12 protein-coding genes are annotated in these 11,884 nt (G+C 63.7%); 3 read left to right on the top strand and 9 right to left on the bottom strand.

Annotated elements, in window-relative coordinates:
* Positions 1 to 6: 6 nt before the first annotated feature.
* Genes NKI15_RS21810 through bcoG form a run of 4 tightly spaced genes read right to left on the bottom strand, consistent with a single transcriptional unit; the run spans position 7 to position 3,834 of the window.
* On the bottom strand, positions 7 to 1,170 hold the full coding sequence (locus NKI15_RS21810; RefSeq protein WP_023694246.1) for an acyl-CoA dehydrogenase family protein: 1,164 nt from the start codon (positions 1,168 to 1,170) through the stop codon (positions 7 to 9).
* A gap of 5 nt (positions 1,171 to 1,175) precedes the next feature.
* A complete protein-coding gene (locus NKI15_RS21805; protein ID WP_023703612.1) occupies positions 1,176 to 2,270 on the bottom strand; it encodes a carnitine 3-dehydrogenase in 1,095 nt (364 codons plus the stop codon).
* Positions 2,271 to 2,272: 2 nt separating this feature from the next.
* Complete coding sequence (locus NKI15_RS21800; RefSeq protein WP_023703613.1) at positions 2,273 to 2,896, bottom strand: HD domain-containing protein; 624 nt, start codon at positions 2,894 to 2,896, stop codon at positions 2,273 to 2,275.
* Between the two features lie 14 nt (positions 2,897 to 2,910).
* Positions 2,911 to 3,834, bottom strand: a complete 924-nt coding sequence (gene bcoG / locus NKI15_RS21795) for a 3-dehydrocarnitine:acetyl-CoA trimethylamine transferase BcoG (protein WP_023668863.1) — start codon at positions 3,832 to 3,834, stop codon at positions 2,911 to 2,913.
* Between the two features lie 78 nt (positions 3,835 to 3,912).
* Between bcoG and NKI15_RS21790 the strand changes: the two genes are divergently transcribed.
* Entirely contained in the window at positions 3,913 to 4,893 is a 981-nt protein-coding gene (locus tag NKI15_RS21790; protein ID WP_023703614.1) for a GlxA family transcriptional regulator, read from the top strand.
* Between the two features lie 61 nt (positions 4,894 to 4,954).
* On the opposite strand, the gene NKI15_RS21785 is transcribed toward NKI15_RS21790, so the two are convergent.
* Positions 4,955 to 5,158, bottom strand: coding sequence for a hypothetical protein (locus NKI15_RS21785; protein WP_023703615.1), 204 nt, complete (start codon positions 5,156 to 5,158; stop codon positions 4,955 to 4,957).
* A gap of 205 nt (positions 5,159 to 5,363) precedes the next feature.
* The gene (gene xylA, locus NKI15_RS21780; protein ID WP_023703616.1) at positions 5,364 to 6,689 is read right to left on the bottom strand and encodes a xylose isomerase; all 1,326 of its coding nucleotides are present in this window, start codon (positions 6,687 to 6,689) and stop codon (positions 5,364 to 5,366) included.
* Between the two features lie 113 nt (positions 6,690 to 6,802).
* Between xylA and NKI15_RS21775 the strand changes: the two genes are divergently transcribed.
* Positions 6,803 to 7,165: a nuclear transport factor 2 family protein gene (locus NKI15_RS21775; protein WP_023703617.1), complete on the top strand. Its 363-nt coding sequence runs from the start codon at positions 6,803 to 6,805 to the stop codon at positions 7,163 to 7,165.
* A 191-nt stretch (positions 7,166 to 7,356) separates the two neighbouring features.
* Here NKI15_RS21775 and xylB read toward each other — a convergent pair whose 3' ends face one another.
* The 3 genes from xylB to NKI15_RS21760 form a co-directional block, all read right to left on the bottom strand.
* Positions 7,357 to 8,811: a xylulokinase gene (gene xylB / locus NKI15_RS21770; protein WP_352886911.1), complete on the bottom strand. Its 1,455-nt coding sequence runs from the start codon at positions 8,809 to 8,811 to the stop codon at positions 7,357 to 7,359.
* Between the two features lie 81 nt (positions 8,812 to 8,892).
* Positions 8,893 to 10,218 carry a tetratricopeptide repeat protein gene (locus tag NKI15_RS21765; RefSeq protein ID WP_023703619.1) on the bottom strand — a complete coding sequence of 442 codons (1,326 nt, stop codon included), beginning with the start codon at positions 10,216 to 10,218 and terminating at the stop codon, positions 8,893 to 8,895.
* A 24-nt stretch (positions 10,219 to 10,242) separates the two neighbouring features.
* The gene (locus NKI15_RS21760; protein WP_023696914.1) at positions 10,243 to 10,866 is read right to left on the bottom strand and encodes a LysE family translocator; all 624 of its coding nucleotides are present in this window, start codon (positions 10,864 to 10,866) and stop codon (positions 10,243 to 10,245) included.
* Positions 10,867 to 11,095: 229 nt separating this feature from the next.
* Here NKI15_RS21760 and NKI15_RS21755 point away from each other — a divergent pair, with 229 nt between their 5' ends.
* A complete protein-coding gene (locus NKI15_RS21755; RefSeq protein ID WP_023668871.1) occupies positions 11,096 to 11,863 on the top strand; it encodes a L,D-transpeptidase in 768 nt (255 codons plus the stop codon).
* Positions 11,864 to 11,884: the final 21 nt, after the last annotated feature.

Below are 11,884 nucleotides of genomic sequence, written 5' to 3'. Positions count from 1 at the left end.
TTCTTTTTAAGCCCCGAACGGGCGCAGCAGCGCCCGCGAAATGATGTGGCGCTGGATTTCCGACGTCCCTTCCCAGATGCGCTCGACACGGGCGTCGCGCCAGATGCGCTCCAGCGGCAGGTCATCCATCAGCCCCATGCCGCCATGGATCTGGATTGCTTCGTCGGCAACAAAGGCGAGCATTTCGGTAGCCTTCAGCTTCGCCATGGCCATGTCCTGATCGGTGACGGTGCCCTGATCGTACTTCCAGCCGGCTTCGAACACCATCAGGTCCGCCGCCTTCAATTCCGTCGCCATGTCGGCGAGCTTGAACGACACGCCCTGGAACTTGCCAATCTGCTGGCCGAACTGCTGGCGCTGCGCGGAATACTCGATGGCATGACCGAGCGCCCGCTCGGCGCGGCCGAGACAGGTGGCGCCGACCTGCAGGCGCGTGGCGCCGAGCCAGGAATTGGCGACGTCGAAGCCCTTGTGGACCTCACCCAGCACCTGGCTTGCCGGCAGGCGGCAATCATCGAATTCGAGGATGGCGTTGGTGTAGCCGCGATGCGAGACGTTGCGGTAGCCGTCGCGCACCGTGAACCCCTTGGTGCCCTTGTCGACGAAGAAGGCGGTGATCTTCTTGCGCTTGCCGCGCGGCGTTTCTTCCTCGCCCGAAGCCATGAAACAAATCGCGAAATCGGCAAGATCGGCATGGGAGATGAAATGCTTGGTGCCGTTAAGGACCCAGTCGTGGCCGTCCTGCACCGCGGTCGCCTTCATGCCTCGCAGGTCGGAGCCGGCGCCGGGCTCGGTCATCGCCAGGCAGTCCCACTTCTCGCCACGAATACACGGGAACAGGTATTTTTCGCGCTGCTCCGGCGTGCCGGCGAGCAGGATGTTGGAGGGGCGCGCGACGCAGGTCCAGTGCAGCGCATAGTTGGCGCGGCCGAGTTCCTTCTCGTAGAGCAGCCAAGTCACCGTATCGAGGCCAGCGCCACCGACATCGGCCGGCATGTTGGCCGCATACAGTCCGGCTTCGATTGCCTTGACCTTGATCTCCTCGATCAACTCGCGGCGCAGCACGCCGGTGCGCTCGACCTCGCGTTCATGCGGGTAAAGCTCATTCTCGACGAACGCGCGCGTCGTCTCGACGATGAGCTTCTGTTCCTCCGAAAGACCGAAATCCATGGTCCTCAGCCCTTCTTCTTTTTCTTCGGCTTTTCCGCCTTCTTCACCGGCTTGGATGCCTTGGCCTTTTCGGCGGCCCTGGATGCGGCCGGCTTCTTCGCTGCCAGCTTGGCCAGCTGCCTGGTATAGTCCTTGTGCAAGGCGCCGGCGCCCCAGCCCTTGCCTTTGTTCTGTTTCGACAGAGCATCCATGATCGCGACCAGATTGTCGTCGCGGATCTTTTCCAGCTCGCGGATCGACAGGCCGTGCGCCTGGTCGTCCGACTGGGAGGCGATAAGATCGACCAGCTCGTCGTTGAACTCCGGCACGTCCATCAGCTTGGTCCACGGCCATTTCAGGCACGGCCCGAACTGCGCCATGAAGTGGCGCATGCCGGCCTCGCCGCCGGCGACGCGGTAGACCTGGAACATGCCCATCTGCGCCCAGCGCAGGCCGAAGCCATAGCGCATGATGTCGTCGAGTTCCTCGACCGTGCAGATGCCGTCCTTGATCAGCCACAGCGCCTCGCGCCAGGCCGCCTCCAGCAGGCGGTCGCCGACAAAGGCCTCGATTTCCTTGCGGATCACCACCGGCTTCATGCCGATCGAGGCATAGATTTCCTTGGCAACCTCGATCGCTTCGGGGAACGTCTGCTCGCCGCCGACGATCTCGACCAGCGGCAGCAGGTAGACCGGGTTGAAGGGATGTCCGACAACCAGACGCTCCGGATGCTTCTTCATCGCGACCTGCATGTCGGTCGGCTTGATGCCGGAGGTAGACGAGCCGACTATGGCGTTCGCCGGCGCGTAGAGATCGATCTCGGCCAGCACGCGGTGTTTGAGGTCGAGCCGCTCCGGCACGCTCTCCTGGATGAAATCGGCATCGGCCACCGCCTCGGCGATGGTCTTGGCAAAGGTCAGTCTGCCTTCCCTGGGCAGGCCGCCGGGAACCATCTGCCTGTAGGCGCGGCGCGCGCCCTTCATCACTTCCGAGACCTTGCGCGACGCTTCCGGGTCCGGATCGAAGATCGACACATCGATGCCGTTGAGCAGCAACCGCGCCACCCAACCGGCGCCGATGACACCGCCGCCAATGGCGGCTGCCTTGTTGATGATGCTCATGGTCAGGCTCCGGTTCTTGTCGTGGCGGTTTCGGGGTCGATGAGAGGCACGCGCTCGCCGATGCGGATCACGGAGGGGTCGTAGGCCTTGCGGGCGAAGACTTCGAGCACGAACTGGCGGAAGAATGCGATCGGCAGCGTGTCGTAGTCCGGGTCGAAGCTCGACTGGTCCCAGCGTTCGCAAAACTGGTCGCAATCGTCGAAATAGGCATGGCCGGCGAAGCGGTCGCGAGCATGGCGGTTGCCGCCGAGATGATGCGCGTAATAGAGCCGCTGGAAGTCGCCATGCTTTTCCACCACCCAGGTGCATTGCTCGCGCACGAAAGGTTTCAGGATCGAGGCGGCGTATTCGTCGTGATTGTAGGGAGCGTAGATGTCGCCGATGTCGTGCAGCAGCGCGCAGGCGATCCAGTCGGTGTCGGCGCCGTCGCGCCAGGCACGAGTCGCCGCCTGCAGCGAATGGCCGAGCCGGGTGATCTTGTAGCCGGACAGGCCTTCGTCGAGCTGCACCAAAGCGTCGAGCAGCCGCTCGCCGGTCTTGGCGGCATAGTCGATCTCATGGGCGGTTAGGAACTCGTAGTCTTGCCTGTCGCCATCCTTCATCGCGGTGAATTTGACGGTAGCCATGATCCGCTCCCGTCTTAAGCAGCCGCTGCGATCGGCGCCCGCTTGGTGAGGTTGAGCTTCCTGCGCACTTCCTCCGGCCCCAAAATCCTGGCGCCGAGATTGGTGACGATGCTGGCGGCGCGCTCGACCAGCTGCGCATTGGTGGCCAGCACGCCCTTGTCGAGCCAGAGATTGTCTTCGAGACCGACGCGGACATTGCCGCCGGCGAGCACTGCAGCGGCTGCATAGGCCATCTGGTTGCGGCCGATGGCGAAGGCCGACCAGTTCCAGGTCGACGGCACGTTGTTAACCATGGCCATGAAGGTGTTGAGGTCGTCCGGCGCCCCCCACGGCACACCCATGCAGAGCTGCACCAGCGCGTCGGGATTCAAGACCTTTTCTTCGACCAGCTGCTTGGCGAACCAGAGGTGGCCGGTATCAAAAGCTTCGATCTCCGGCTTGACGCCGAGCGCCGTCATCATGCCGCCCATGGCGCGCAGCATGCCGGGCGTGTTGGTCATGACATAATCGGCCTCGGCGAAGTTCATGGTGCCGCAATCCAGCGTGCAGATCTCCGGCAGGCACTGGCGCACATGTTCCATGCGGTTGGTGGCGCCGCCCATGTCGGTGCCTTTTTCATTGAGCGGCAGCGGCGCTTCCGGTGAGCCGAACACCATGTCGCCGCCCATCCCGGCGGTCAGGTTCAGGATCACATCGACTTCTGCCGCGCGGATGCGGTCCGTCACTTCGCGGTAGAGATGGACATCGCGGCGCGGCTTGCCGGTCTCGGGGTCGCGGACATGGCAGTGGACGATGGCGGCACCGGCCTTGGCCGCGTCGATGGCAGAATCGGCGATCTGCTTGGGCGAGCGTGGAACATGCGGGGAGCGGTCCTGCGAGCCGCCGGACCCGGTCACGGCACAGGTAATGAAAACCTCACGGTTCATCGCGAGCGGCATGGACATCTCCTCCCCATAGAAACAGACCCTAACAATGACCGACTTGCCGGAAACTGTTTTGCAATTTACGAAGCTCTCGTGATCAAAAGCGAAAAACCTACCATCTTTCGCGCTGAGCGATCGCCGCTCAAGGTGACGCTGCTGGTGTTTTCAGGCTCGTCCATCATGTGCGTGGCGTCGGCCGTCGACCCGCTGCGCGCCGCCAACCGCATCTCAGGCGAGACGCTGTTCGATTTCAAACTGGTCTCGGTCACCGGCGAGGCGCCGGTCACCACATGCGGCCTGGCGGTGGCGGTCAGGGGCCGCTTCGATGCGGCCGAGCCGACCGACGTGCTTGTCGTCGTCGCCGGCTTCGGCACCCAGAATTACGCGACATCGGCTCTGCTTTCCGGATTACGGCGAGCGGCCCGCGCGGCTCGCGCCTGCGGCGGCGTCGAGGCCGGCACATGGCTGGTGGCGCGCGCCGGCCTCCTCGAAGGCCGCAGCGCCACCACCCATTGGGAAGACATGGAGGATTTTTCCTCCGCCTTTCCCGGCGTCGACGTGCGTCCGGACCGCTACGTCATCGACGGACCGGTGTTCACCTCCGGCGGGGCGTCGCCGACCTTTGACCTGATGCTGCATCTGATCCGCACGCGGCTGGGCATGGCCGTGGCGCTCGATGTCGCCAGCGTCTTCATCTATGATCAGGCGCGCGCCGCGACCGACGCGCAGCCGCTGGTCTCGCTCGGCCGGCTCGACGGCTACGACCCGCGTCTGGCGCAGGCCATCCGGCTGATGGAATCGCATGTCGACCAGCCGCTGACCATCGACGCGGTGGCAAAACGCGCCGGGGTGACGGCGCGGACATTGGAGAGCATTTTTCGCAAGTCAATCGGCGAGACGCCGGGCGCCTATTATCTCAGACTGCGGTTGGGCGCGGCGCGACGGCTGGTGGTCGACACGCGCATCGCCATGGCGGATATTGCCGGGCGGACGGGGTTCTCGTCCGCCGCGGCATTTTCCAGAGCGTTTTCAAGAGCGTTCGGCGAAGCCCCGGTCAGGCTGCGCCGAGGTTGATGCATGTCGCCCAAAAGTGTGTCGCGGTTTTGGGATAACGACATGCACAGACAAAGGGAGATCAGGCTGCGTTCTGTCGTTCGCCGCCGGCGTCAATCTGCGAGCGGATCTGCCTCGCCAGACGGAGTTCAAATCGGCTGCTGACAGCGCGATCCCATTCGTTTTTCACGCTGTCGGTCGGCCGCGGCAGCGCCATCAGCCGGTCGATGATCGATCCGGTCTCGCCGGATGAGAGCAGGGCGTCGATTTCGCGTTCATGCTGCATATCGGTTCGCCTCCTTCCTTTTCACCCGCCACAACCGCATCCTTATACGAGATACGTGACGGCAGTTTGAAGGCAAGAGCGAGGTCATTGAGGGGCGCCAAAGGGCAAACCCTTGTCGTCGGATAGGGTCTTGCGCAAACCCCATTCCGGGGCGGCCGGAATGTTATCCAGCCACCCTTGAGCACAACGAATCGGCTTTCCGCCCTCAGACGTAGCGGTTGACGATGTTTTCCAGCAACTCCTGGCGGCCGGAGCGTGGCTGCGGCTCGATCTTCTTCTTCACCACGCGCTCGGCGATGTCTTCCAGCGAGCGCTTGCCCGACAGCATCGCCTTGCCCTCGGCCGTGTTCCAACCGGCATAGCGCTCGGCCAGCGGACCCGACAGCGCCTTGTCCTCGACCATCTTGGCGGCTGCCTTGAGGCCTCGTGCGCAGGAATCCATGCCGCCGATATGGCCGATCAGCAGGTCCTGCGGGTCGAGCGACTGGCGGCGCAGCTTGGCGTCGAAATTGGTGCCGCCGGTCTTGAAGCCGCCGGCCTGCAACACCTGGTAATAGGCCAGCGCCATCTCGGGCACATTGTTGGGGAACTGGTCGGTGTCCCAGCCCGACTGGTAGTCGTTGCGGTTCATGTCGATCGAGCCGAAGACGCCGAGCGCATTGGCCAGCGCCAGCTCGTGCTCGAAGGAATGGCCGGCAAGAATCGCGTGGCCCTGCTCGATGTTCAGCTTCACTTCCTTCTCCAGCCCGAAGCGCTTGAGGAAGCCGTAGACCGTGGCAACGTCGTAGTCGTACTGATGCTTGGTCGGCTCCTGCGGCTTCGGCTCGATCAGGATCGTGCCTTTGAAGCCAATCTTGTGCTTGTAGTCGACGACGAGACTGAGGAAGCGCCCAGCCTGCTCCTGCTCGCGGGCAAGATCGGTGTTGAGCAGCGTTTCATAGCCCTCGCGCCCGCCCCACAGTACATAATTCTCGCCCTTCAGCCGCTTCGTGACGTCGATGCAGCTTTTCACCGTCGCCGCCGCATAGGCGAAGACATCCGGATCGGGATTGGTGGCGGCGCCCGACATGAAGCGGCGGTTGGAGAACAGGTTGGCCGTGCCCCAGAGCAGTTTGACGCCGGTCTTCTTCATCTTGGCGGCAAAATAGTCGGCGATCTCGTCGAGCCGCGCGGCACTTTCGGAGAAATCCTTGCCTTCCGGCCGCACGTCGGCGTCGTGGAAGCAGAAATAGGGCGCGCCGAGCAGCGAGAACATCTCGAAGGCGACGTCGGCTTTCAGTTTGGCCAGTTCCATCGTGTCGACGCCGCCAGCCTTGGGAAACCAGGGCCGGTCGAAGGTCTGGCCGCCAAAGGGATCGCCGCCCGGCCAGGCGAAAGAATGCCAGTAGGCGACGGCGAAGCGCAGATGGTCTTCCAGCCGTTTGCCGGCCACCACCTCGTCGGGATTGTAGAAGCGGTAGGCCAGCGGGTTGATCGAATCCGGCCCCTCATACTTGATCGCTTTGATGTCGCCGAAAAATCCGCTGCTCATGATTTCTGTCCTCTCTCGAATAGTTCGCCCTGATTACCTCAGGCGTAATTGGTTTCGCTCTCGCTTGGGGTGAAAAGGCTCGTGTCAAAGCCACTCAACGAAGGAGACAGACCATGACCGACCTCAACACGATCGCCCAGAACTACATCACCGCCTGGAACGAGGCCGATGCGGATCGCCGCGCCGAACTGCTCAAGGCCACCTTCACGGAAGACGTCAGCTACCGCGATCCGCTGATGCAAGGCGACGGCCATGCCGGCGTAGCCAAGCTGATCGACGGTGTACAGCAGCGCTTCGCCGGCTTCCGGTTCTCGCTGAACGGCCAGCCGGACGGGTTTGGCGACCGCATCCGCTTCTCGTGGAATCTTGGGCCGGAAGGCGTGCCGTCGGTTATCGAAGGCACCGATATCGGTGTTATCGAGAACGGCCGTCTGAAGAGCGTCACCGGGTTTCTCGACAAGGTGTCGGCGCAGTGATCGATTAAGGGTGGCGCGAGACACCCCCCTCTGCCCTGCCGGGCATCTCCCCCGCAAGGGGGGAGATTGGCTGGCATCCACGCCTTCGCTAATCACCCACCTTACAAGACTGGCATACCCGCCGACGCTGCCGATCTCCCCCCTTGCGGGGGAGATGCCCGGCAGGGCAGAGGGGGGTGCCTCGCGCTCACTCACGCCATGGCGCCCTTGATCGCCGGATACAGCGCCCGGTAGCGCTGATAGGCATCGGCATACGCCCCGCCAAGCGGGACATCCGGTTCGATCGTCGCATCCGTCCTCGGCGCCGTACACACCGCCAGCGGATCGGCTCCGATTGCAGCGATCAGCCCAAGCCTTGCCGCCCCAAACGCCGCGCCGAAATCGCCGTCGGCCGGAATGTCCACCGGCACCTGCAGCGCCGTGGCGATCGCCTTCAGCCAGTAGCGCGAGCGCGAGCCGCCGCCGATCGCCGTCACCCGCGTCAAGATCGTGCCCGCCGTCTTCAAGGCTTCGAGACTGTCTCGGAAGGCGAAGGCGACGCCTTCTAGCACGGCCTGCGTCAGCACTGCGCGGCCGGATTCATGCGCCAGTCCGGTGAAGGACCCACGAATGGCGGAATCATTGTGCGGCGTGCGCTCGCCCGAGAGATAGGGCAGGAACGACACCCCGCTCGGCGCTTTCAGCACATCGCCAAGTTCGGCGGTCAATTCGCCGGCCTTCTTGCCTGAAATCTCCGACAGCCAGTTCAGCGAGTCGGTCGCAGACAGGATGACCCCCATCTGGTGCCAAGTGTTGGGCAGGGCATGGCAGAAGGTGTGGACCGCACTTGCCGGATTGGGCAGGTAGGAAGCGTTGGCGGCAAACAGCACGCCAGATGTGCCCAGCGACACAAAAGCGTGGCCGGCGCCGACCGTGCCCATGCCGCAGGCCGAAGCAGCATTGTCGCCGGCGCCGCCGGCAACCGGGGTGCCCGATGCTATGCCCCAGCTGGCGGCCAGTTCGGCGCGCAAGGCTCCGGCCTTCTCCGTGCCTTCGACCAGCGACGGCATCTGCCTTTCGTCGAGCGATGTCGCCGCAAGCAACTCGGGGGACCAGCGCCGTTTGCCGACATCGAGCCAGGAGGTGCCGGCCGAGTCGGACATTTCTGAGATATGCTCGCCGGTCAGCCACAGCCGCAGGAAATCCTTCGGCAAAAGCACCTTCGCCACTTTGGCGAAGACGGAGGGCTCATTGTTCTTCACCCAGGCGAGTTTCGGCGCCGTGAAGCCGGGGAAGACGATATTCCCGGTGAGTTGGCGAAAGCGCGGGTCGGCATCGAGCGCCGCGGCCTCAGCGTGGCTGCGCGTATCATTCCACAGAATGCAGGGGCGCAGCACCTGGTCGCCGGCATCGAGCAAGGTGGCGCCATGCATATGGCCGGAAAGGCCGATGCCCTTGACCGCGGCAAGCTCTTTCGGGTGCGAGGCTTTCAGCTCGGCAATGGCCGTCTCGCAGGCGCGGATCCAGTCCGTGAGGTTTTGTTCGGACCAGCCGGGATGCGGCCGCGATACGTCAAGCGAAGCATGGCCGGAGCCGATGATCTTCTGCCCGGCATCGATCAACAGCGCCTTGACGCCCGACGTGCCGAGATCGAGGCCGAGATACATGCATTCCTCCCATTGCCATTAATTTTTTCGGGTCTCGAAAAAATCTGGCTTGCCATTTTTTAAAACAAGATCCGCCGCGGGTCAATTCTCTGACAAATTGGCGGCGCGTTGCGAAAACAGCGCCGAAAGCGGACTGTCCGGCCGGGCCAGTGCGCGCTCGGCCGTCAACGCCCGGGCAAGCGCTGGGTCACCGGCGCGCAACGCCGCCTCGATCAGCGTGAGATCAATCACATCGCGCTGGGCGTGGCTGCCGCCAAAGCGATGGGCAATGGCGCGGATCGGTCGAATCAGGCGCACCGCTTCGCTGTAATTGCCCTCGCCGAATGCCTTGATGCCTTCCGTCAGTGGCTGGCCGACATCCCGGGTAAAGGCGGCGTTGTCGTCGCTGCCGCGCATCGCCTCGTGCTGGGCTTCGAGCAAGATCTTGGCCGGCCCTTCCAGCCCGGTGCCGACAAATGCCATCATCGCATGCGCATCGTTGAAGGCGTAATTGCCGGCTCCAGCCTTCGGCGCCCAGTTGGCAGCGAGCGCTGCCCAGCGGTCGCCGACATCGGCACCGCCGAGATAAAGCCGCCACAGGATCGCGGAGGCGTCGACCATGTTCAGCGCCAGCGTCGAACGCTCGCCATAGATCGGCCCGTCATAGAGTTTGAGCACCTCATCGGTCTCGCCGAGATCGTAGTGGAACAGCGCGAGATGCCACCAATTATGCACCTGCAGGAAGCTTTCTTTGGTCCACGCCTCGGGGTTGGCGCGCATCCAGGCGATGCCGTCCCGTTGCCGGCTCTGCATCTCCATGACATGGGCGACCGCATGCTGCGCCCAGCCGTCTCGCGGCTCGATCTCGATCGCCTGTCGGCCGAAACTTTCGGCTCTGATATAGTCGCCCATCTCCTCCAGACCGAAGGCCTGCATACCGAGAATGGCGTGGTAACCTGGCATGCCGCTCTGCCAGGACGGCAGCGCGCGGCCGATACGGTCGCGCAGCATGCGGGCATTGCCGGTGAAGAAGTCGATCTGGTGGCCGACCTGCAACGCCACCGCGTCGAGCGGGTTGTCGATGGCGATATCTTCGAGCAGGCGCGCGGCGTCATGCCAGCGTCCCGCGGCAAGGTGGCCAAGGGCCGCCACATGCGCCTGTTCGCGCGGCGTCGCGGCAAGCGGCAGTGCCGCAGCATGGCATGCCTGGGCGACCGCCGTTGCCTCGCGTTCGGTGGCGAGGCCGAACAGATACCCCTTGAAGACATGCGCCATGACGAAACCGGGATCCGCCGATATGGCGCGGTCAACGGAGCCGACCGGGTCGCCGACGAAGCATTGCAATTCATGCACGGCCTGGCTGTAGGGTGAAAACCCGGCCTCGGTCGCGCCCGAAAACATTAGGCCGAATGGATCTCTTACTGCCATATCGGCCCTGATGCTCCGCAGTTCCTAATTGCCCGAGCGCATCGCCACCGTGGCGATGCCGGCGCCGACCAGCAGCGTGCCGCCGGTGCGGTTGAAGATGCGGATCGCCTTGGGGTTGCGTACTACGTTGCGGGCGCGCGCCGCGATCAGCGCGTAGCCGAAGGCATTGGCGAAGGCGAGCGCCAGGAAGGTCGCTTCGAAGATCAGCATCTGTGTCCAGAAATCGGCTTCCCGGTTGAGGAACTGCGGCAGGAAGGCGACGAAGAAGGTGATGCTCTTCGGGTTGAGTGCGGTGACCAGCCAGGCGTGCGCCATCATCTTGGCGGCCGAGACGGCATCTGTGCGTGGTTCGGCTTTGAGCGCGCCGCCGGCGCGAAACAGTTTTACCCCGAGATAGATCAGATAGCAGGCGCCGATCAGCTTCAGAATGGTGAACACGGTCGCCGACGCGGCCAGCAGCGCGCCGATGCCCAGCATCGACAGGGTCATGGCGGTGAAGTCGCCCAGCGCCACGCCGACGGCCATCGGCAAGGCAGTGCGCCAGCCCTGGCCCAGCGCATAGGACACGACCAGAAGAATGGTCGGGCCCGGAATGATGAGCAGGACGGTGGAGGCGGCGGCGAAGGCGGCCCAGTTTTCGAACGACATCTTTGTCTCCTTGAGCGCAAAGAAAAGGATAAATCCTCGTGTGCGGAGGAATGTAAAGAGCCCTCTCCCAAAAATGCACGGCGGACCATTTCGCCAGATCGCTGCGGCTATTGGCGGCACAGGCTTAAGACCGGTCGTTGGGCCTTCACCCTTTTTCAACCATGTTTGGCGAAACTGCCTGCTATCCGGCCGGACCGTGTTTCCCGCCGACAGCGTAGGGTTTGGGTGCATGCGTGAGTTGCCGCAGAATGTGACGCCGCCAGCAAATGGCGACGCAAACGAGACCGAACATCTCTATTCCCGCCGCTTCGTCCTGTCAGGGGCCGGCGCCATGACGCTGCTCGGCATGGCCGGCTGCAGCACTTCGACGCTCGAGCTGCCGCAATTCCAGCTGGATGACACGGTCACCGGCTCGGTGCGGCCGATCCGTCCGGCGATCAGCGTCGACAAGAACGTCACCGGCCCCGATGTCATGTACGCTTCGCTCAACGATGGCGGCTTCGAAGTGCCGGCGGTGCCCTATCAGAAGGTCAAGCCGGAGTTCCGCCGCCAGATCGTCGTCAACGAGACCGGCGAGGCGCCCGGCACCATTGTCGTCCATCTGCAGGAGCGAAAGCTCTATCTGGTGCAGGAGGGCGGCGACGCCATCCGCTACGGCGTCGGCATCGGCAAGGACGGCTTCCGCTGGTCCGGCCGCGCCAACATCCAGTACGGCAAGGAATGGCCGACCTGGACGCCGCCGCCGGAGATGATCCAGCGCAAGCCGGAACTGGTGAAGTGGCAAAACGGCCAGCCCGGTGGCCTCACCAACCCGCTCGGCGCACGCGCTCTTTACATCTACCAGGACGGCAAGGACACCGGCTACCGCATACACGGTTCGCCGGAATGGGCGAGCATCGGCCAGGCGATGTCGTCGGGCTGCGTGCGCCTGATCAACCAGGATATCATCGACCTCTACAGCCGCGTTTCCAAGAAGAACCCGGTCGTGGTCGTCTGATCCTGTGCGGCGGTTTGGCGC

It is taken from the genome of Mesorhizobium sp. M0862 (assembly GCF_040319795.1).
GTDB lineage: Bacteria > Pseudomonadota > Alphaproteobacteria > Rhizobiales > Rhizobiaceae > Mesorhizobium.
Note: the sequence above shows the minus strand (reverse complement) of the source record. Positions and strands in the feature narration are given on the sequence as shown.

Excerpts from the sequence above, each read along its gene's own strand:
- NKI15_RS21810 (WP_023694246.1), bottom strand. The coding sequence starts at position 1,170 with ATGGATTTCGGTCTTTCGGAGGAACAGAAGCTCATCGTCGAGACGACG.
- NKI15_RS21805 (WP_023703612.1), bottom strand. The coding sequence starts at position 2,270 with ATGAGCATCATCAACAAGGCAGCCGCCATTGGCGGCGGTGTCATCGGC.
- NKI15_RS21800 (WP_023703613.1), bottom strand. The coding sequence starts at position 2,896 with ATGGCTACCGTCAAATTCACCGCGATGAAGGATGGCGACAGGCAAGAC.
- bcoG (WP_023668863.1), bottom strand. The coding sequence starts at position 3,834 with ATGCCGCTCGCGATGAACCGTGAGGTTTTCATTACCTGTGCCGTGACC.
- NKI15_RS21785 (WP_023703615.1), bottom strand. The coding sequence starts at position 5,158 with ATGCAGCATGAACGCGAAATCGACGCCCTGCTCTCATCCGGCGAGACC.
- xylA (WP_023703616.1), bottom strand. The coding sequence starts at position 6,689 with ATGAGCAGCGGATTTTTCGGCGACATCAAAGCGATCAAGTATGAGGGG.
- NKI15_RS21775 (WP_023703617.1), top strand. The coding sequence starts at position 6,803 with ATGACCGACCTCAACACGATCGCCCAGAACTACATCACCGCCTGGAAC.
- xylB (WP_352886911.1), bottom strand. The coding sequence starts at position 8,811 with ATGTATCTCGGCCTCGATCTCGGCACGTCGGGCGTCAAGGCGCTGTTG.
- NKI15_RS21765 (WP_023703619.1), bottom strand. The coding sequence starts at position 10,218 with ATGGCAGTAAGAGATCCATTCGGCCTAATGTTTTCGGGCGCGACCGAG.
- NKI15_RS21760 (WP_023696914.1), bottom strand. The coding sequence starts at position 10,866 with ATGTCGTTCGAAAACTGGGCCGCCTTCGCCGCCGCCTCCACCGTCCTG.
- NKI15_RS21755 (WP_023668871.1), top strand. The coding sequence starts at position 11,096 with ATGCGTGAGTTGCCGCAGAATGTGACGCCGCCAGCAAATGGCGACGCA.